This window comes from Acinetobacter sp. PW68 (assembly GCF_020982655.1).
Taxonomy (GTDB): Bacteria; Pseudomonadota; Gammaproteobacteria; order Pseudomonadales; family Moraxellaceae; genus Acinetobacter; species Acinetobacter towneri_A.
In genome coordinates this window covers 134,842-154,922 of record NZ_JAHZSX010000002.1, presented here as the reverse complement: position 1 = coordinate 154,922, position 20,081 = coordinate 134,842, and the positions used below count along the sequence as shown (strand labels likewise).

Annotated in this window: 18 protein-coding genes, 5 pseudogenes and 1 other annotated feature; of the genes and pseudogenes, 6 read left to right on the top strand and 17 right to left on the bottom strand. The window is 40.7% G+C overall.

Annotated elements, in window-relative coordinates:
* Nucleotides 1-49 precede the first annotated feature (49 nt).
* The 7 genes and pseudogenes from tnpB (K1T76_RS14135) to K1T76_RS14110 all read right to left on the bottom strand — a co-directional run bounded on the left by tnpB (K1T76_RS14135) (nt 50) and on the right by K1T76_RS14110 (nt 4,317).
* Nucleotides 50-385, bottom strand: coding sequence for an IS66 family insertion sequence element accessory protein TnpB (tnpB, locus tag K1T76_RS14135; RefSeq protein ID WP_000618090.1), 336 nt, complete (start codon nt 383-385; stop codon nt 50-52).
* Entirely contained in the window at nt 382-810 is a 429-nt protein-coding gene (gene tnpA / locus K1T76_RS14130; RefSeq protein WP_000364662.1) for an IS66-like element accessory protein TnpA, read from the bottom strand. The genes tnpB (K1T76_RS14135) and tnpA (K1T76_RS14130) overlap by 4 nt, the downstream gene beginning before the upstream one ends.
* A 268-nt stretch (nt 811-1,078) precedes the next feature.
* Nucleotides 1,079-2,745: pseudogene (tnpC, locus tag K1T76_RS14125) on the bottom strand (IS66 family transposase).
* A 74-nt stretch (nt 2,746-2,819) separates the two neighbouring features.
* Entirely contained in the window at nt 2,820-3,008 is a 189-nt protein-coding gene (gene tnpB, locus K1T76_RS14120) for an IS66 family insertion sequence element accessory protein TnpB (RefSeq protein WP_225535446.1), read from the bottom strand.
* Nucleotides 3,005-3,154 (bottom strand): IS66 family insertion sequence element accessory protein TnpB, encoded by a 150-nt coding sequence (tnpB, locus tag K1T76_RS14995; protein ID WP_268259952.1) that lies wholly within the window; start codon nt 3,152-3,154, stop codon nt 3,005-3,007. The genes tnpB (K1T76_RS14120) and tnpB (K1T76_RS14995) overlap by 4 nt, the downstream gene beginning before the upstream one ends.
* Nucleotides 3,151-3,534, bottom strand: coding sequence for an IS66-like element accessory protein TnpA (gene tnpA, locus K1T76_RS14115; RefSeq protein WP_004828545.1), 384 nt, complete (start codon nt 3,532-3,534; stop codon nt 3,151-3,153). Before tnpA (K1T76_RS14115) ends, tnpB (K1T76_RS14995) begins: the two co-directional genes overlap by 4 nt.
* A gap of 351 nt (nt 3,535-3,885) precedes the next feature.
* Nucleotides 3,886-4,317, bottom strand: a complete 432-nt coding sequence (locus K1T76_RS14110) for a hypothetical protein (protein WP_018680121.1) — start codon at nt 4,315-4,317, stop codon at nt 3,886-3,888.
* 106 nt (nt 4,318-4,423) lie between these two features.
* Here K1T76_RS14110 and K1T76_RS14105 point away from each other — a divergent pair.
* Nucleotides 4,424-4,603, top strand: a pseudogene (locus K1T76_RS14105) (hypothetical protein); the annotation flags it as partial.
* A gap of 196 nt (nt 4,604-4,799) precedes the next feature.
* Here the strand turns inward: K1T76_RS14105 and K1T76_RS14100 are convergent.
* From K1T76_RS14100 to K1T76_RS14090, 3 genes are all read right to left on the bottom strand, one after another.
* Nucleotides 4,800-5,093: a type II toxin-antitoxin system RelE family toxin gene (locus K1T76_RS14100; protein ID WP_004733298.1), complete on the bottom strand. Its 294-nt coding sequence runs from the start codon at nt 5,091-5,093 to the stop codon at nt 4,800-4,802.
* Entirely contained in the window at nt 5,083-5,328 is a 246-nt protein-coding gene (locus K1T76_RS14095; RefSeq protein WP_026438268.1) for a type II toxin-antitoxin system RelB/DinJ family antitoxin, read from the bottom strand. Before K1T76_RS14095 ends, K1T76_RS14100 begins: the two co-directional genes overlap by 11 nt.
* 75 nt (nt 5,329-5,403) lie before the next feature.
* A complete protein-coding gene (locus K1T76_RS14090; protein WP_039048355.1) occupies nt 5,404-5,874 on the bottom strand; it encodes a DUF1643 domain-containing protein in 471 nt (156 codons plus the stop codon).
* 133 nt (nt 5,875-6,007) lie between these two features.
* On the opposite strand from K1T76_RS14090, the gene K1T76_RS14085 reads away from it, so the two are divergent.
* The 3 genes and pseudogenes from K1T76_RS14085 to K1T76_RS14075 form a co-directional block, all read left to right on the top strand.
* Nucleotides 6,008-6,928, top strand: coding sequence for a chromate resistance protein ChrB domain-containing protein (locus K1T76_RS14085; RefSeq protein ID WP_026438269.1), 921 nt, complete (start codon nt 6,008-6,010; stop codon nt 6,926-6,928).
* Nucleotides 6,929-6,930: 2 nt separating this feature from the next.
* Nucleotides 6,931-8,289, top strand: a complete 1,359-nt coding sequence (chrA, locus tag K1T76_RS14080) for a chromate efflux transporter (RefSeq protein ID WP_019838421.1) — start codon at nt 6,931-6,933, stop codon at nt 8,287-8,289.
* Nucleotides 8,290-8,335: 46 nt separating this feature from the next.
* Nucleotides 8,336-8,629, top strand: a pseudogene (locus tag K1T76_RS14075) (hypothetical protein); the annotation flags it as partial.
* Nucleotides 8,630-8,831: 202 nt separating this feature from the next.
* Here K1T76_RS14075 and K1T76_RS14070 read toward each other — a convergent pair.
* The 6 genes and pseudogenes from K1T76_RS14070 to K1T76_RS14045 all read right to left on the bottom strand — a co-directional run bounded on the left by K1T76_RS14070 (nt 8,832) and on the right by K1T76_RS14045 (nt 17,597).
* Nucleotides 8,832-9,398, bottom strand: a complete 567-nt coding sequence (locus tag K1T76_RS14070; protein ID WP_000678311.1) for a recombinase family protein — start codon at nt 9,396-9,398, stop codon at nt 8,832-8,834.
* A gap of 179 nt (nt 9,399-9,577) precedes the next feature.
* On the bottom strand, nt 9,578-10,444 hold the full coding sequence (locus K1T76_RS14065) for a DUF7281 domain-containing protein (RefSeq protein WP_004676005.1): 867 nt from the start codon (nt 10,442-10,444) through the stop codon (nt 9,578-9,580).
* On the bottom strand, nt 10,435-11,679 hold the full coding sequence (locus K1T76_RS14060; RefSeq protein WP_005100615.1) for a hypothetical protein: 1,245 nt from the start codon (nt 11,677-11,679) through the stop codon (nt 10,435-10,437). Before K1T76_RS14060 ends, K1T76_RS14065 begins: the two co-directional genes overlap by 10 nt.
* Nucleotides 11,676-12,308, bottom strand: a complete 633-nt coding sequence (locus tag K1T76_RS14055; protein ID WP_004676008.1) for a condensin complex protein MksE — start codon at nt 12,306-12,308, stop codon at nt 11,676-11,678. Before K1T76_RS14055 ends, K1T76_RS14060 begins: the two co-directional genes overlap by 4 nt.
* 24 nt (nt 12,309-12,332) lie before the next feature.
* The gene (locus K1T76_RS14050; protein ID WP_078390059.1) at nt 12,333-16,052 is read right to left on the bottom strand and encodes an ATP-binding protein; all 3,720 of its coding nucleotides are present in this window, start codon (nt 16,050-16,052) and stop codon (nt 12,333-12,335) included.
* Nucleotides 16,053-16,384: 332 nt separating this feature from the next.
* Nucleotides 16,385-17,597 (bottom strand): annotated as a pseudogene (locus K1T76_RS14045) (IS3 family transposase).
* Nucleotides 17,206-17,322, bottom strand: a sequence feature (AL1L pseudoknot). It overlaps the preceding pseudogene by 117 nt.
* A gap of 203 nt (nt 17,598-17,800) precedes the next feature.
* Here K1T76_RS14045 and K1T76_RS14040 point away from each other — a divergent pair.
* Nucleotides 17,801-17,974, top strand: coding sequence for a hypothetical protein (locus tag K1T76_RS14040; RefSeq protein ID WP_162833965.1), 174 nt, complete (start codon nt 17,801-17,803; stop codon nt 17,972-17,974).
* A gap of 176 nt (nt 17,975-18,150) precedes the next feature.
* A protein-coding gene (locus K1T76_RS14035; RefSeq protein WP_085940413.1) for an IS4-like element ISAba1 family transposase occupies nt 18,151-19,241 on the top strand; the annotation gives its coding sequence in 2 pieces (ribosomal slippage) (nt 18,151-18,691 and nt 18,691-19,241; 1,092 coding nt in all).
* Nucleotides 19,242-19,460: 219 nt separating this feature from the next.
* Here the strand turns inward: K1T76_RS14035 and K1T76_RS14030 are convergent.
* A pseudogene (locus K1T76_RS14030) lies at nt 19,461-20,065 on the bottom strand (IS256 family transposase); the annotation flags it as partial.
* Nucleotides 20,066-20,081 lie beyond the last annotated feature (16 nt).

The window sequence follows — 20,081 nt, the reverse complement described above, 5'->3', positions numbered from 1 at the left end:
TGCAGAGGAAATAGAACGTTTGGAGAATAGCAGAATGGATGAGCCTGGTTTAGAGCATTGTTACCACTTGCTGCAGTCCGATTCTTTGCCAGGGCAAACCCTGGATCAGTGCCTGTAACTGCTCCGGGCTGATCGCCATACTTTCACCCTGGTGAACTTTAGCCCAGTGGAATTTCCCCTGTTCCAGCCGCCGGGCACACAGCCAGATACCCAGTCCATCATGCACCAGCACTTTCATACGATGGCCACGCTTATTACAGAACAGGTAAGCGCAATGCGGTTTGATGTAGCCAAAGGCTCTCAGCACCTGAGCCATGGCTGTATCCATCCCTGCACGCATGTCCATCGGCTGGGTAGACAACCAGATCTCATCAATACGAATCATTGAGTCAAACCCTGGATCAGCAACAGTAATTCAGTTACTGACTCCACCGGCCAGTCGATCTCGATCATCTGATCCCTTGCGGAACTTGGTGCCTCATGTAATGGAATCCTGATATGAGCGACAGCTTTCTTCTCTGGCACAGGTGGTAGAGGTGCTTCTTGTTTGACTGGAGTCGGGTGAAGAATGACCGGAAGAAAGTCAGTCTGTGGAATGGATGGGGTTTTTAATGCAGGGGGCATTGATCTGGACTGACGAATCCATTTATGTAGCAGATTGGCATTGATCTGATGTTGCATTGCTACCTTGGCCACTGATGTATCTGGCTGCTGGCATTGCTGAATAAGTTGATGTTTAAATTCAGCTGTGAAGGTTCGACGGGGCTTTTTTAGCGTTGGTGCACTGTCTATAACTGTCTTTAAATCCATAAATAGGTGTCCACTTAAATTTAAGTGGACACTATCGCGGTATTAATGAGTTAGAAAAAGTGGGGTTCAGCGGACGCTTACAATGGAGGTTAGATTGGTGGAAAACTCCAGTTTTTGAAACTTCAAATAGAAGCTCTTTCGTTCAATTAGTAATTGTAATTTCTATATAAATTTATATTCTATTGAATAATTATTTCATAAATTCTCCTATCATATTTGGCTGCATATGTAGCTACTTCGTAAGCGTCCGCTGAATCCCATACCAATTTTAATTCGATTTAGGTTTCCAGCAGTGTGGCAGCAATTCTTCAATTTGGGTCGCTTTATGCGTCGGCAGCCTTTTCAGCACATCACTTAAATAGGCATACGGATCCAAGCCATTCAGCTTTGCTGACTGGATTAAAGTCATGATGTTTGCCGCTCGCTGACCACTGCGCAGCGAACCTGCAAACAGCCAGTTCTTGCGTCCCAACGCCCAGGGACGCATCTGATTCTCTACCCAATTGTTGCATATCGGTAGATTGCCATCATCCAGATAGCGGCTTAAGGCTGGCCAACGCTTCAGAGTGTAATTGATAGCCTTGGCGGTGGGAGAACTCGATGGCACTGTCAGATGATGTTGGTTGAGCCATTCATATAGTTGTTGCATCACTGGTTGACTATGCTGTTGTCGGTATTCGCGGCGGTCTTCCGCTGTACCATCGGTCTTTTTCCTGAGTTCTGCTTCTATCGCATACAGTTTCTGAATCAGCACTAAGGCCTGTTCAGCAACCTGACTTTTCCCAGTTACATGCAGTTCATGGAATTTACGACGTGCATGGGCCATGCACCCTACCTCAATCACCTGGCCTGATTTAAAACGTGCTTTATAACCACTGTAATCATCACAGACTAGATAGCCCTGCCAGCCTTTCAAGAACTCTTCAGCATGCTGGCCTGAACGACTATCCTGAAAGTCATAGATCACCGCCTGAACTGGATTATACTGTGTGGTGGCATATACCAGACATAACCTTTCTTCGGTTTTTTCTCATCATCACCCATCCGCATGATGGTGACCGGCGTTTCATCGGCATGGATCACCCGCTGTTGCAGCACCACCTGTTTTAAGGCATTGGTAAGAGGTTCCAGTTCCACACCGCAGCGACCAATCCAGTCAGATAACGTGGATCTGGACAGATCAATGCCAGCCCGCTGATAGATCAGGCGCTGACGGTACAGCGGCAAATGATCGGCATACTTCGATACCAGCACATGGCTGAGCAGTTCAGGACTGGCAATACCTTTATCAATCACATAGGCGGGCATCGCTTGCTGAGTCAGGGTGTCGCACTGATCACAGACCCATTTGCCACGTACATGCTGTTCCTTATAGAACTGTGCCGGTCTGAAATGCAGTTTTTCACTGATATCTTCGCCGATACGACGTAACTGGCAGCCACAACTGCATTGGGTTGATGCAGGTTCATGCTCAATACGGATGGTGTGTAGATGATCTGGCAGCAGTCGACGTTTAGGTTTGTTGACTGTGGCTTTCTGTGTCGCTGCATGGGTTTTATCTGCATTTAATCGTTCTAATTCCAGATCAACGGCTGCGATATCTTCTTCGACCGCCTCATCCCACAGATGGATTTGTTTTGCGGTGAGATGTTCGTTTTTACTGCCGAATTTATGCTGTTTAAACAGCGCCAGTTCATGCTCGTATTTTTGATTGAGAATAGAAAGATGCTGAACTTTAGAATCTAATTGCTGATTGGTGACTTCAAGATGTTGAACTTTGGTACCTAATTGTTGATTTGATACTTCCAGATGTTGAACTTGAGCATCTAATTGTTGTTTATCTTCTGCGAGTTGTTGATGCTGCATCGCCAACTGCCGGGTGAATTCCAGCAGTTGTTCATGGGTCAGTTGGCTTAAATCTGGCAGCGTATTCATGACCGCAGTATGCCTGAGGTCATGAGAAGAATGAAATAGAACGTTTGGAGGATAGCAGAATAGCCGAGCTTGGTTTAGAGCATCGTGACCACCTGCTGTCGTCCAATGCGCTGCCAAGGCAAACCCTGGATTAATGCCTGTAACTGTTCCGGGTTGAGAGCTACGCTTTCACCCTGGTGAACTTTAGCCCAGTGGAATTTTCCCTGTTCCAGCCGCCGGGCACACAGCCAGATGCCCAGTCCATCATGTACCAGCACTTTCATGCGATACCACGTTTATTACAGAACAGGTAAGCACAATGCGGTTTAATGTAGCCAAAGGCTCTCACCACCTGAGCCATGACAGTATCCATCCCTGCTCGCATATCCAGAGGTTGGGTAGAAAGCCAGATTTCATCGATACGGATCATGTTGCCAGCACCTTGAGTAATTCTGCCAAGGCAGGTATTTCTGATACTTGCCATTTCAAGCCAATTTCTGCTTTTGAGTGGGGTAAAGTAATTTGAACTTTTAACATGTCAGTAGGAGTAGGATCTAATGGTGCAGAGCAAGATAAGGCAATAAATGCAGGTTTATTCGGTAGTGGTGAGCGATCACTCCCTGGCTTAGCATCAATTAAGCGAATCCATTTGGATACAAGATTTGTATTCAATCCATGTTGCAAAGCGACTGAAGCAATTGAAACGTCCGGTGCTTTACAAGCCTGAACGATCTGCTGTTTAAATTCAGCACTGTATGTTCTTCGTTTTTTCGCAAGAGATGCGATGGATGTCTGATGATTTGTAGTCATAAATTTAAGTCCCCACTTGTTTCTAAGTGGGGACTAAATTAAGGCTTATAGGATCGCTTGGTAAGGCTGTGTTAGCCGGATGCTTACGCTACTTCTTGATTAATCTTTTTATGACTTTTATCTACATATGAAAAGATTATTGAATCCTCATTATGCTGCTCATAGTTGATGGCGTATTTATATTCCGAATAAGGATAAAGAGTACCTAAGCTATAAGTTTTTTGAGCACTGATATAAGTTATTTTAAGATCTGTGATTGGGGCATTGGTCCAATTTTTAATAGAAATATATCCATTCTTTTCTAATGGTTGGCATCCTATAATTAAAACTAATGCAAGACAGTAAAATAGGCTATTCTTCATTTTGGTAGTTCTGTTCAATTGGTCTTATGAGTCGACTAATAACTATAACTTTTGAGGTATCACAGCTAGGATCTACTTCAGTTATCCAAGAATAATTATTTTTTTCTAGAGGATAGGATTCTCCGCCTCCATATGCTGCTTTATCACCTAAAAAATAAGTATCCGAATCTACTTTTAGGCTCTTAGTTTCCATATCCCAATCTAGAGTTTTTGTAGCAAAAATTGGCAGAACTTTAGATCCATCAGCATGTTCTAGGTATAGGCATTTACCTTCCCTAATAAGCTTAGCCTCACTATAACTTGCATTATCTGCTCCCCCCGTATATTGAATACGTGGAACAACTATATTTGATTCAATTTTTTCTGTAACTGGACTACAGGCTGCAAGTAAACTTAATAAAATAAATTCTAATTTTTTCATATTAAAGGAATTTTTTGATAAAATAATAATAGAGAAATTAAAGCAAATTATTCCAAAAGGCTCTGATTAAAAATTGTTATAATTAATAGATATATGAGATAAAATTATGAAAAAATTTTTATATTTTAATTTCTTAGCAATTATTTTGACCTACGTATCTTTGCTTTATCAAAAAAATATATTAGTTGACCGCATAGTTGTAGATAAGCTTGGAGAAGTTGAAGTCATAGCTGGGGGATTTCCTCTACAGTTCCTTATAGATGGTGAAACCTCTCCAGTCGGAAGTCATTAATAAAAAAATTGTCTGTAGTTTCTATTAGTTCTTGGATAGCTAAATCCAATTTTTGAATTTTTTCATTAATATCTTTAGTTTTCTCTTCTATCTTTTTGTCCATTGGTATCACCTATAGAATTAAGTTTCCCTAAAATTAACATAATGCACGTTATACGAAGCCAAAAATGGGGGCATGCAGCTCCCATTTTTAGTCTTTTATCCGCTTTTTTGCTTCATCATAAACAATGCTATCAGCTCGTTTTCCAACGGTAATTAGCAAAATAACTACCTGATCATCTTTGACCTGGTAAACAAGTCGGACACCAGCTTTTAATAATTTTATTTTATAGCAGCCTGCAAGATCACCTTTAAGCATATTCTTTGGAATATGTGGTTGCTCTATTACCTTAGCTAATTTTTTCTTGAATTGATCTCGTATAGCACTAGGAAGCTTTTCCCATTCTGCAGTGAAGTCCTTATGACGTAAAAGCTTATAAGTCATCTAATGTGACTTCCTCGAACATCTCTTTAGGATCATTAACACGTTTACGAACAATCGCTAATAGCTCGGTATCCTCTTCTGAGAGTAAAGCTTTTTGTACTGGAAGCTTTCCAGTCGTAGCAATATATTCAAGAATATTAGTAAAGAACTCAGTAGGTGCAATTCCTTGTTCTTTTAGGATGGAATAAGACTTTTCTTTAAGGGCTTCATCGACCCTGAAATTAACAGTAGCCATCATTTTCCCATTTATTGAATGCATGAGAATATTGTAATGCAATATGCATTACAAAGATAGTTCGTATAACAGCCATTATGTTAAATAGGGCTTAATTTGAGTTTCAGAATGGATGTAAAGAGGATGTTTTGGTTCACCTGTTTTATTCAATTCTAGATAATAAAGTTTACCCTTTAATAGTTCTTTTACAGTAGAGGACCTTTGTTGATACCCCCCATTATTACCCCAACAAGCAATAATTCTTTGGGATTTGGAAGCTATTTCGCTTAAGTAAAAATCATTATCTGAGCCAATGGGATCTTCTTGAGACATCATTTCTTGTGGATCAGTTGCTCTATATGCAAAGAGATTAGCCATATAAATACCACCGCCACCCCAACTTTTGGCAAGGTTGATACAACGAGTGATAGTGGGATCATCTTGAATATGATCTGCAGTTGAGGGATTCAAACCAATAAAAGAAAACATTGGTTTCTCTTTATCCCAGATACGCCATAGAGAATAACGATATTTACTGCAATCTGAAATTATTGCTCCCTTTTCCATAACACCCTCAATTTAAATATGTTCTGGATAAATATTTTCTTAATATTTTTCCTACTATAGGAAATCATTTATTCGTCTTTGAAGTTTAAAAATTTATTAGTAATATATTCTACAAATATGTTGAGTATACTACATGTCTATTTCTTTGCTCATAACATCTCTGCCTACACAGAACACAAGCACTCGGATGAGAGTCTGGCGATCTTTGAAAGCAAGTGGTGCCGCGACCCTTAGAGATGGGGTCTACATACTCCCTATTAATCATAGTGAGAAGTTTACCTCTATTGCTAATGATGTTGTTTCTGAACAAGGAACTGCTTATATGTTTTACGCAGAGCCACCTTTAAATCTTGAACTCGCACCTATTTTCAGTCGAAAAGAAGAGTACGAAACCCTCTATAAACAACTCACGGAAATAAGAGATCGTCAAACTAAAGATGATAAGAAAGAACTACTCAAACAGATTCGTAAATTAAGAAAAAGCATCGATGCACTTGTAGACATTGACTATTATCCAGATGAGACTCAAGTACAGGTTCTTAATGAACTTTCCTTATTGGAACTCACTATTGCACGTCTAGGTGAAGTCAATGAACCTAAAGCTATACAAGCTCATATTCAACATCTGGATAAAGGTAATTATCAAAACAGAATTTGGGCAACACGACAAAGGCCTTGGATTGATCGTCTAGCTTCTGCATGGCTAATCAAGACTTTTATAGATACCTCACCAACATTCATTTGGTTAGAAACGCCAAGTGACTGCCCCAAAGATGCATTTGGATTCGATTTTGATGGTGCAACTTTCAGTCATGTCAATCATTGGGTGACCTTCGAAGTTCTTTTACATAGTTTTGATCTAGAAACACCCGCATTAAAGAAAATCGCTGAAATTGTTCATTACCTTGATGTAGGAGGAATTGAGCCTCCAGAAGCGATCGGTATTGAAAAAGTTATTCAAGGAATTCGAAGTCAGATAAGTGACGATGACCAATTATTTGCATTATCGAATCACATTTTCGATGGCTTATATGCCAACCTATCAAGAGAATAATCATGGAACAAGAACTTGTTATACAACCAGAACAAGAGATACAGTCAGTTTCATTTTGGCAAGCATTCCTATTCTGGCTTAAATTGGGGTTCATTAGTTTTGGGGGGCCCGCAGGTCAAATTGCGGTCATGCACCAAGAACTGGTTGAAGAAAAGCGGTGGATTTCAGAGAAGCGATTTTTGCATGCACTGAACTATTGTATGCTCTTACCGGGTCCTGAAGCACAACAATTAGCAACTTATATCGGTTGGTTAATGCATAGAACCGTCGGTGGTTTAGTTGCAGGGATTCTTTTTGTACTACCCTCACTATTTATTTTAATTGGTCTTTCATGGGTTTATGTAAAATTTAGTGATGTACCCATTATTGCAGGGCTCTTTTACGGTATTAAACCTGCTGTTGTTGCCATTGTTTTTCATGCAACACATCGAATCGGCAGTCGATCACTTAAAAATAAATTTTTATGGCTGATTGCAGCCCTTTCATTTATTGCTATATTTTTCTTCAACTTACCCTTTCCTTTAATTGTGCTCTCTGCCGCAATCATTGGTTATCTAACCAGAAAAAAATATCCAAGCCTATTTTCTGGTGGAAACGCACACCAGCAGAGTAAAAAAGATTATGGTCGTGCTTTAATTGATGATGATACTCCTACACCTGAACATGCGATCTTTAGCTGGAAACGATTGGGCAGTATTCTGCTAATTGGTGGTCTACTGTGGTTTATTCCAATCCTGAGCCTAAGCTTAACGCTGGGGTGGGATCATACTTACACCCAAATGGCTTGGTTCTTTACGAAAGCGGCCCTGCTCACCTTTGGTGGTGCCTATGCAGTATTGCCTTATGTTTATCAGGGTGCTGTAAGCTATTACGGTTGGTTAAGTCCGACTCAAATGATAGATGGCTTAGCTCTAGGTGAAAGCACGCCCGGCCCTTTAATTATGGTGGTCGCATTTGTTGGCTTTTTAGGAGCATTCAATCAAGCAATCTTAGGCTCAGATCATTTATTCTTGGCGGGCACCATTGGAGCAAGCATAGTCACTTGGTTTACTTTCCTGTTTTCCTTTGTTTTTATTTTAGCTGGTGCACCAATTATCGAATCAACACATAATGAGCTCAAATTTACAGCTCCGTTAACGGCTATTACAGCCGCAGTTGTTGGTGTGATTCTTAACCTTGCCCTATTTTTTGCTTATCATGTACTTTGGCCAACAGGTTTTAACGGCTCTTTCGATATTGTTGCTGCGTTAATTGCACTTGTAGCTTTGGTTGGCTTATTTCATTTCCAGCTCAAAGTGATGTACGTCCTTGCAGCTTCAGCATTAATTGGTTTAATTTGCTTTAACTTTCTTTCTATGTAATTTAAACAGTCGAAGTATAAACTTCGACTGTTTTTTTATATCTTTATATTTCTATTTGACTGTGCCTTTCAGCTACATATTCTCAATTCTTTTAAATCGTTATAACAGTCTTAATTTATTAACCATCTGTATTACCTCTCTAATTATTGCTACTCCATTTTTTATTCTTTTAGGATGGGGGCATACTGGAAAGATTGCTGAAGATTGGTGGAAGATGTATACCGAAACATGGGCTAGCTTTATGGCTCTATTTCCTGGCTTATGTTATTGGTTATTTCTGATTGATCTAAAAGACAAGAAATCAAAAATATTGAACAAACCATTACGTAAAGATTCTTAAATTTTTCTAAAATTAACATAATACACCTTATACGTAATGTGTTATAATTCCACTTAGAAATCAATGCTGTAGTTTCTAGTTGATAGCCCACCTTCCCCAAGGTGGGCTTTTTTTGTGATTTTTCACGTTCCACGCTTAAAATTCGAACAGTGTTTCATGATTTTTATAAGTTAAACTAAATTTAGTTGCTAATCCCAATAAGCTATTCACTAACTTGTAAATATCGGTATACCGCCTGACGACTAATCCCAAAAGCTTTCCCTAATGCCATTTTCGATGGATACTTCCCCTCCTTCCATGCTTGTCGTAAAGCTTCAGCTTGGTCAGGCTTTAGTTTATGCACCCGACCTTTGTACTTCCCCTGAGCAGAGGCGAGTTTTATTCCTTCCTTTTGCCGCTCTAAAATGATCTCACGTTCGAACTGTGCAAAAGCACCCATCATTTGAAGCATCAAATTATCCATCGGGGTGGATTCGGCTGTAAAAGTAATATTTTCTTTTACAAACTGGATGGCGATCCCTCGTTTGACCAGTTTATCTACTTCAGTGACCAAATCTTTTAGGCTTCGCGCAAAACGATCCATTGAATGTACAATCACCCTGTCCCCTTCCCGGACATAGTTCAACATTTCCTGAAATTTAGGTCGGTCAGTATTTTTACCTGAAGCACGGTCAACAAAAATCCGGTCGACCTCAATTCCTTCAAGTTGACGTCCAGTGTTTTGCTCGACAGAACTTACCCGGACATACCCTACTTTTTGGCCTTTCACTTTTTCACGCCCCAATTGGATAAAAATGAACAATTTCGTAAATTATAATTCTTTAACACTAAAGTTACATGTTACTTATGATTAAAAATCATTTAAATGATACATAATTTCATGAACTTTCAGATTGTAACTTTAGGGTATAGTCTAAAGTAACACCTTGAACTTTTGCAACAGTGCCCTTAAATTGCTATACACACCAATGGACCAAGCCGGTTCACGTTCTCTTGCATAACTGCAACTTTATTGAAGTTCACATGCTTCAAGATCGCTTTCATCGGCTCCGACATGCCTTCGGTTTCCGACAAATCCGAAATGTACTCTGACTGGTCTACATACTTATAGAAGTTGTTATCAGGGTGTTGTTCTTTAATGCTTTGCCAACATTGGGGAACCATCACAGAGACTGGTCTGATCAGGTTGAAATTATTGGCGATATTCAACCCATACAGGTCGAAATCGGTATACACCGCTACCGGACATTCTTCTGGCAGAACTTCAAGCAACTGATTGACTGACCGGCAGTTCTTACCATGCCCCCTGTAAAGGAATAGGCTGTCTTGCCATTCGAGTGGAACTTGCTGATACCAGTCCGAAATCCGTACAAGCATAGTGCCATTCTCAATAATGATCAGCTTCCTGATTTTTTCTACTGCAAGATGCTCTAAGGACACGGCTGTTGTCACGCCAGGATGTGCAATGTGCATCTCACCGGACTTTAACGGTAGTTGTGCATTGATCGCAGCAAACCAAAGCTGCTCACCGAAAACGCTGGCATTGCCAGACTTTTCATCTATACGATGATCAGCAAGCGATATTCGGTCTGCATTGGAGTCATACGTTACCTCTGGCTCCGTTTTTACATGCTTTCCGTACAGAACCCGAAGCACATCAAGATCTGATTCACTTAGATGCAGCTCACGTTTGATGATGCTACCGATCTGCATGTCTTTGTTCAGCATTGTCCATGTCTTATTAAGCTTCACCACTCTGGTTTTAAGCTGTAAAACCGTCTGAATGATTGAGAGTTCTCTTTGCCCTAAGCGCATTGCATCACCTTTCCGTTGCTGTCTTTGCGACGAAACACGATATCTGAAATGTAGTAGTTGCCATTATATTTAGCATCCGTTTCACCCACTAACTGCAACTCAAGATGGTTTGAGTGGTTGAGTTCAAACTCATACAGGAGGCGACTAATCCAGTATTCAAATTTGCATCCAGGCTCTAGGCGTATGTAGGCGTTCTTTGCTGATATTTCATTGATTGCCGGACTGCCAAAAGCGTCAAAGAAGAAAAATGCAGCTTTATCCAGAGGTGAGACTGCCTTCACTATCGTATGCGTTGCCTTCTCTACCGGTGGGCGTTTTTTTTCAACAACTGGACCATCTTTTTTAACACGCTTCTGATTGGCTGTCTGAGCTACCGCAGATAAAGTGTTCTCAAAATCCTCAAGGTAGATATCGGCACGAGCTTTCAGCTTGATAAGTGGTACACGACGGAAGCTATCAGGTGCCTTGTTGAAATCAATATCGGCATTCAGCGTCCGGTTGTTGGCAAAATGACGGTGCAGCGCATCAATCAGATTGATTCGCTCCTGGGTTTTTATGTCCTTTTTCCATTCAAAGAGTTGCTTGTCCAGTCGGTGATGGCTGTGGTTCATTTCTTCAATGGCTTCAAACACGCTTGGCTTGAGACGTTTGGAGATCACTCTCTGCAAGTCTGCATCACCTACCGCCAATTCATCCATCGTATTTGGTGAAAGGATTTCCAGTGCCGTAATTAGCATTTTGGCAGTCTTTAAGCTTTGTTCAGCCTTACGCATTTTCATGTCGTAGTTGTTGAACAGCGACAGATACTCAAAGCACTGATCGGCAAAATTGGTCATGTTCTCGCTGATATTGTTTGAAAGCTCAATAATCAGGTCACTTGCTTCAACCTTTAATACTTCGGCACTTTCCGGGTCCTCGACTTTTGACAAGGCATAGTCGGTACTCACCGTTTTGATACGATCAATCAGACCGCTAATGTCGGGTGCGGAAATGTTGCGTTTCTTTCTGTTTTTATAGAAATTCACAAACTCAATGACGAAGTTTCTTAGATGCAGCGTGTTTTTTTCTGCATCCAGATACCCAAGATCGCAAGACAGCAAATTATCAATCAAGGATTTGTTTGATTCATTGACCTGAATAGACGAACTGGTAAACATGATTGCTTCGGCAATAGCATCAATGTTTGCAGAGAAAACCTTCGCCCCACGTTCAGCCGGATTCACGAAGTCGATCATAGTAACTCGCCCTGCTCCACATCATCTGTTTGAGTGATATCAATCGCATTGTGTTCGGCAAGGTACTCAGCTTCATCGTAGAAAATCGACCAACGTGAAGTTGCCAAAAACTCAGTACCCACAACCCCAACTGGCACTAAATATTCGCGCTGTACCAAAAACTGAATAACACCGTTGATCTGGTCTTTCACTGTGCTTGCGGTCTTACCCAACTTTGCAGAGAGTTCTTTTAGCCCTTTTTGGACATGCTTGGACTTCTCCACTTCAACCAGGATTTCACCAGACGTAATTCTGTCGCCTCCAATCAGAGGTTCATTGCGCCCCCCTGCCTTTCTGAACAGTCGCAGCCAGTCCACAAGTGGCTCCATTTTGCTGACGTTTTCCTCAAACTGTTTGGTGATGACCTTTTTGATCTCAGGGTCACTTTCAATATCAAGGTAAATCAGGAAATACCCACCACCGCACGGTGTCTGAATACACTTTTTGCCTAGAAAACTAATATGGTTGTTTAGTTGATCTAAAAATTCGACATCATTCAAAAACTCAAAGTTCTCAAAATCACTCCACTGGTCAATTAGATAACCTTCTAATAATTTGGTCGCTACTTTTGTTAATCGTTTATCAGCCATTTAAAATTCTCCACTTTTTCCCTATTAGACTGGTTCTGCTGCAAGCAATGGGTTATCGCCTTCGATTTCCAGTGGAACAACAGTGCTGACACCATTGGCTCCAACAATGTAGAGATTCTTAAACTTGTGGTTAGAGGTTGAGTTTTCCGGTTGAGCACAGACCAGATAGATTTTGTTATGGTCCATCATGTCGAACAGCAAATTGGTGTTGATCGCATCAAAGTTGCCAATCTCGTCAAGCGGGATATGGATGTAGGTCGAGTTATCAGGGCATAACTTCCGTGACAATGCGAGGAACATGATCAGCACCAGAATACGTGACGTTCCTGTACTCCCTGCACTGGTAAAGTCGTTGTCAGTACGCAGCTCGGCAAGACGACCATTGTTCATCACGCTCATTTTCAGGCGTACCATAGAGCGGATATCATCAGTATGTCCTTTGGTGCTTTCAATTGCCTTTAAGGTGTATTCACAGCAACGAATGAAATCCTCGCTCGGAATGGAGCTGCTTTGCATGTTTTCAAAGGATTGATAGTCCTCACACTGCAAAACAAACTGATTGAGCTGATCTAGGGTGTTCTTGTCATTCAGCACACTTTCCAGATTCATTGAGAAGTCAGTGAATGCCTTGAACTTGTTGCTACGGTTCAGGTAGCCAGACAGTTCCGTAGATACGCTCTTTAAACGCTTATTTAGATTAAGGATTTCCTGAATATAGTTACGCAACTGAGCCGATTTATTACGGAAAATGTTTGTGACTGCATCATGCTTTTTCGGCAAGTCGTAGTCCATGATGCTTTCGATGGTAGACATGGAGTTAATGGTGTTCATGGTTTCACTGGTAGTCCCCATACTCTCCATCTTTTCCTCAAACAGCTTGAACAGAGAGAAGGCTTCATATTTGCGCAGTAATGCCTTAGAAGCGTTTGTCTGCAAGCGTAATTGATAAATCTGTTTCTTCTGTGTATCAGCCAACGTACCCAGATCACGAGAGAAGCTGTCGAAGCTTAAAAACTCAGGTCGATCTACCTCTACCAATAGGATATCGTCATCGAACAGGTTTTCGATTTCACGCCCCTGTTTATCCAGCTTTTTGATTTTCTCCCTGAAATCTTGTGCACTCGCTTCAAGATTGTCCACTCTTGTACGAAGGGAGGTTCGGACTTGTTCAAGCTCACTTTCCAGTTTGGAAAGATTGTGGCTGTATTCAGATACAAGTTTCAGAGCTTGGTTCATGTCCTCGATATGGTTCTGCTTGTACTGATAGTGGTTTTTCTTCCACATATCGTACTCAGCCAAAATGCTTTCATAGCCTTTGACTTTGGTGTGCTGTGCAATCGCAGCCTTGATCTTCATTTCTGCCTGTTTCAGGATATTTTCATCCACGCCTTGCTCACGCAGTTTGCTGTGATACAGGTTGGTCAAATCATCCATCTTGGCTTGATAGCTGCTCTCTAGCTGCTTTTCCTTTGTGGCAATCAGATCAAGCTTGATACGCAAGTCTGCATAGGACGCATCATAGCTCTCCTTTAAGCCATTTTTTTCAAGCATGTTGGCTGATCGCAGCTCACCACGTTTCTTCGGCTCAATCTGATTGTTGAAAGTTTGCAGCTCGTATTTCGCTCTATTTACAGCTTCTTGCTCAATACGTGTAGCTTCTGCCTTCTTCGCTTTCAGCTCTTTCTCAGTCTGGTCATAAACCTGTCGGGCTTGCTGCTTCTCGTTTTGCAGGGTATTTAACTCATTTTCGAGTTTAACAACTGCAATATTGGTCTCGTTGATCTCTCTATGGATGGACTGAGCCAGATGCGATTGCTTGTCGTACTGCTCAACCAAAGAAGCCGTGTAAATCTCGGCATCTTTCAGACGTATTTGTAGTTGCTCAAGACTGTCGGCTTCCCCTGGAATCTCCAACTTGTTCAGGTCTATTTCAAGACCATAGAGGCTTAGGGCATTGGCATTCACGCCAGTTTGCCAGACAGGGTTCAGGTTGGTTTTGAAGAAAAGCTCAGGATTGATGACCTTCGCAATGGTAGTACGCCAGTCCACATCTTCATTCGGTGCATCATTCAGGAACCGTAGCAAGGTGTCTTTCTGGAACAGGGTTGTACGCAGATTCTCTTCTGACTGCTTGGCTTTCTCAAGCTTGGCTTTTAATCCATTAAGATCATACTGCGCCTTGTTTTGATCAAAATTAAGTTGTTTAAGCTTGTTTTGAGCCGCTTTCAATTCGTCAGACTTTGCAGACAAGGTATTCTCTTTGACTTCATAAGCCAACTTGAGGCGCTGTAGCTGTAGGTTTTCTTCATCCGTAAACAGTGTTGATTGGTGCATGCGCTCCATAGCTGCTGACTGGATATCCAGAAGCCTTTGACGTTCACTGGAAATTTCTTGATCAAGAATTTGGAGCTGTTCAGCCTGTTTGCGCTCAAGCTCTTTCACCTTGAGATCAAAGCGGTTTCGCAACTGGTTGATTGCCTCCTGAACCTCGTTAGATTCAGCATTAAGGGCTTCACTGGATGCCATTTTCTCACGAAGCAAATCTGCTGAATGCTTGTCGTACTCGCGGTTGATATTTTCGTAGCTTTCAGTCAAAAACTGTTTGTATTTCTTCGCTTCTTCAATCTCGTTGAAGTAGTGCGCACGTTTCTTATATTCCTGTTCCATGACGGAAATATTCATGTCTTGATAACGTCTTTCCGCAACTTCAATATCATGAATTGCCTGTTTAAAGTTACCTGCAGACTTTTCTTTTACTGCAATCAGCTCTTTGACTTGTACAATCTGGTTATTCAGGTTACGGACTGTCTCATTCCCTTTGTTCTTTACAGCATAGATTTCATGCTCTATCGAACTGATCTGCTGCTCGTAGTTCACCACATGGTCCCGGAGTACCAACAGGTGTGCATGAAGCGCATTAAAGGAGGCTAAGACCGCATTCTTTAACTGAATGCCAGAGATAATCTTCTGCTTTTCCGATTGAAGGCTTTGCAGGGCTTTCACATCATTGATGGTTGCTAACCAATCTGCGGTAGAGGTTGGTTTTGTTTTGATTTTCTCGTTGTCCAAATACGCTTCAATTAACATGGTTTTGAAGTTTGAGACAACATTGTTCTGGTTAATCGTTACCTGGGTCAGATTGCTCAGGAATTTTAGCTGTTGTTTGCTTCCAGACAGTGAATAGCGGTTGCATAAATCACGAAGGTTTCTTTCACCTGTCAGTCGTGATTTATCTGCAGTCAGCGTATAGATATATTCAGGGATGCTGTCGATCTGACGGCTCACATCAACGCCAGATTTATAAACCTGATCAAATACGTCTTTCACATTCTGAGAAAGACCCAAGATTTCCAGACTGCTCTCACTTAATAGCGTATCTTCCGCGCATCCATCAACAAATCGGTAGTTGTGCTTGCCCTGATTATTATTGCGATACAGCACCACACACTTTGTACCTGAGTGAGCAAGGTATTCAAAAATCACCATGCTTCGACTGCTCGGCAAATAGTAGTCTACGAAATTTTTCTTGTTTGCAGCTTTCTCTATTAACCCATTTGGTGAGGCACCAAAGAAAATAGGAATCAGGTTCAGGAATGAGGTTTTCCCTGCACCGTTGATACCGGTAATGTTTGTATGACCACCACTAATATCAACTCGGAATAGTTTAGATGAAAGAAAAGAATCATAAAGAATGATTGACTGTAAACCTTTCATAGAGGTTTCTTGAGGGTTAATAATACTCATTATATACCTTTTATAAATATTCATAAGTCTAATGGATACTTCAATTTTAAATAAAAACTGTAACTTTCCCTGATCTTATACTTTTATTAAATATAATGGCGGTTATCCGACATAGACACCAACATATCAAACCGTCCGCTAAGAAAATTGCAAAAGCGCATATTCTAAAAGCGGACATTTTTACTTTGGAGAAACCGGACATTTCTACTTTGGGCTTACATTAAAATTGCGAATAAGAGATTTTATGTTAAATAAAAAAGACACCAGATAGATGGTGTCTTAGATCATTAAGCTGTCATTAAAAAGTAAACATGTATTCTTTTCCGAATCGGTTAAATCTTATCATAGTACATTGCTTCAAACTCAAAAGGCGATACATAACCCAGTGCACTGTGTACACGCTTTTTATTGAACCAATCTACCCAGTTTAGTGTCGCAAGTTGTACATCTGCTAAACCTTGCCAATCTGCTTTTAAATATTCAATCACCTCTGTTTTGTATAAGCCATTCACCGTTTCAGCCAAAGCATTATCGTATGAATCACCAGTCGTACCGACTGATGCTCGTAAATTTGCAGCTTCTAAACGATTGGTATAGCGAATAGAAAGATATTGAACACCTCTATCGGAATGATGAATCACATTCTTTGGCATGCCTCGATCGTGCAATGCTTGCTCTAATGCATCGAGCACCATATCTGTATTCATACGTGTTGATACTTTCCATCCAACAATTGCTCGCGAGAACACATCAATAATAAAGGCGGTATAGACCCAGCCTGAATGAGTTTGAATATACGTAAAGTCACTCACCTGAGAAGCATTGCTTCGCAAGGGTCAGGATGATCTGCATTAAAATTGCGTTTTACTAAGTCATCTGCTCGTTTTTGATCATCTCGGCTACGGGTGGTTTGTTTATTCTTACCACGCCAAACACCTTGTATACCTAGCTTTTGCATCAATCGAGCAACTGTACAACGTGCGATAACATAACCTTCACGTTTCAATTGTTGCCAGACCTTACGCACACCATATCGACCTAAACTTTCTTTCCAAATACGTTTGATTTGCTCTGCATGATGTAAATCATGCAGAGCACGTTTCGCTCGATGTTCTGGATTGTCAGCGAGATCTAAAGTTCGGTAATAGGTTGAAGCTGCGATCGGTAAAATCCTACAAATCGCATCAACACCATATCGATCTTTATTGTTATGGATAAAATCCACCATTATTTGTGTGGGCGGCCGAGCTCCGCCTGGGCGAAAAAAGCGGCTGCTTTACGTAGAATCTCATTGGCGCGTTGCAGTTCTTTATTTTCGCGTTCGAGTTGTTTGATACGTTCTTGGTCTGAAAGCAGCTGTACTTTAACTGGATTTTGTTTATCTAAATATTTTTGATACCAAACACGTAGTGTTTCAGGAGTACAACCGATTTTAGGAGCAATAGCTGTGATTGCAGCCCAATTCGATGGATAATCTTTTTCGGATTCAATCAATAATTGAACCGCTCTATCTCTGATTTCAGGGGTATAGTTTGGTTTTGTCATTGGGACACTACGCTTCGCTACGTCTTGCGAAGCAATGCTTCTCATCTCAAGAAAAGTGGTCTCCGACAAACCCGGTACGGTTCAGTAGTTCTAGGATCTTAGTGCGTCATCTGAAGTCGCAAAGAAGCGGAAACGGCTACTTTCTGCATGTGATTTAATGTTTACGGCTGTTATATTTGTTCTATATATTTGAGGGTAACTAGATGACTAATAAGGATTATGATGCGGCTTTAGAAGCTCTTGCTGAATTGGTTAAAGACGTATCTAAAATAGCTCATGCTGAAGCTGTAGATAAAGCTCTTGTTGAGCCGACTAAAGCTAACATTGAAGAGCGTAATAAATTAAAAGACGTTGTTGATCAAGCTGAAGACCTGTAATAAGAAAAATGATCAATTTTGCTTAATAGTAAAGTCAAGTGACTGTTATAATTAAATTATTAAATTGAGGGGATTCATGATGTTTAAAAAATTATTATAGTCTTTCTCTGTACACGACAAAAATAGATAACTCATTGAAATAATGTCATAATAATTGTTTTCTAACGACGAATACTATGACACATCTCAATGAGTTATATCTTATCTTAAACAAATATCTAAAATGGAACAAGTCACATTTAAAGTGCTTTGCGCTCATCATGCTTGTGATTATTTTAAAGCAAACATGTAATCTTTCTTCTGCATCTAAAGCCTTGCCCATCAAGTGCTTACCACAATCATTTTATCGACGTATGCAGCGCTTCTTTGCAGGTCAGTATTTTGATTATCGTCAAATTTCTCAGTTGATTTTCAATATGTTTTCATTCGACCAAGTGCAACTGACTTTAGATAGAACCAATTGGAAATGGGGAAAACGAAATATTAATATCCTGATGCTCGCAATCGTTTATCGTGGAATAGCGATACCTATCCTTTGGACATTGCTTAATAAACGTGGAAATTCAGATACGAAAGAGCGTATTGCTTTGATTCAACGCTTTATAGCCATTTTTGGTAAAGACCGTATTGTGAATGTGTTCGCAGACAGAGAGTTTATCGGTGAGCAGTGGTTTACATGGTTAATTGAACAAGACATCAACTTCTGCATTCGTGTTAAAAAAACTTCATTGTCACCAATCATTTAGGAAAGAATCATAAAATTAGTGATTTATTTCGCCATCTTAAAGTTGGTCAAATTGAATGTCGTAAACGACGGATTTTGGTTGGTCGGGTGAAACTATATATAAGTGCACTACAGTTAGAAAATGGAGAGCTTTTACTCGTCGTTTCTCCTCAGTTTAATGCCAATGCTATTCAGGATTATGCATTACGCTGGGAAATTGAAACCTTATTCAGTTGTCTCAAAGGACGCGGGTTTAATCTTGAAAATACGCGCTTGACAGACCCTAGACGAGTGAAAAAATTGATTGCGGTGTTAGCTATAAGCTTCTGTTGGTGTTACTTAACGGGTGAATGGCAACATGATCAAAAAAAAGCGATAAAAATAAAGAAGCATGGACGACTCTCAATGAGTTTATTTCGCTATGGTTTAGACTATGTTCAAATGGCGATTCAGCGTTTAATTGGTTTTGGGAAAAAAGAAGAGTTTAAGGAAATTTTGGCAATTTTAAGAAGGCAGAACCCTGATAGGATAAGGGTTCTGTGAAATTTGTCGTGTACAGAGATAGTCTTTATTAGTTACTGTACCTGTAGTTGCTCAAGCTGAGTGGATTGTATTAGATAAAGGTGAAGAGTTTACTATTTACGTTGACCCTGATCGTACAGTAGCTACTGTTAAATCTCTCAGGCATGCAGAAGCTTGGTTTAAAGCTGTAGTTCATAATGACTTAACAAAAGATGGAATGGGATTCAGCGGACGCTTACTGTCATCCCATGTTTGGGCAAATTGATCCAGGGCCATCAAGGCTGCCTCTTCAGTGGGTGATTGATAAACGGCTTTTAAATCCTGAGTGACCGCCTTGTAATCTTTCCATGACACATATTTCAAGCTGTTGCGCAACATGTGGATAATGCACAGCTGGATGTGGGTTTGCGGGTATACGCTGTTAATGGCATCAGGAAAGCCTTTTAGTCCATCTACACAGGCGATCAGAATATCCTGCAATCCTCGGTTTTTAAGCTCAGTCAGGACATTCAGCCAGAACTTTGCACCTTCATTCTCAGCCATCCACATGCCGAGCAGTTCTTTGTGTCCATCAAGATTAATGCCTAAGGCCAGGAATACAGCCTTGTTGATAACACTGCCATTATGACGGACGTTAACCACAATACAGTCCATATAAATGATAGGATAGATTGCATCCAGCGGACGGTTTTGCCATTCAGCAACCTGCTCATTGACGGCATCCTCACAGCAGTGCTGTTCGCCTTGGAAATCAGCGTTGGAGATACATCGGCATCGTACATTTCCTTAAAGGTAGCCACAATTTCACGGGTAGTCATACCTTTAGCATATAGGGATAGAATCTGGTGTTAGCGGCAGTGT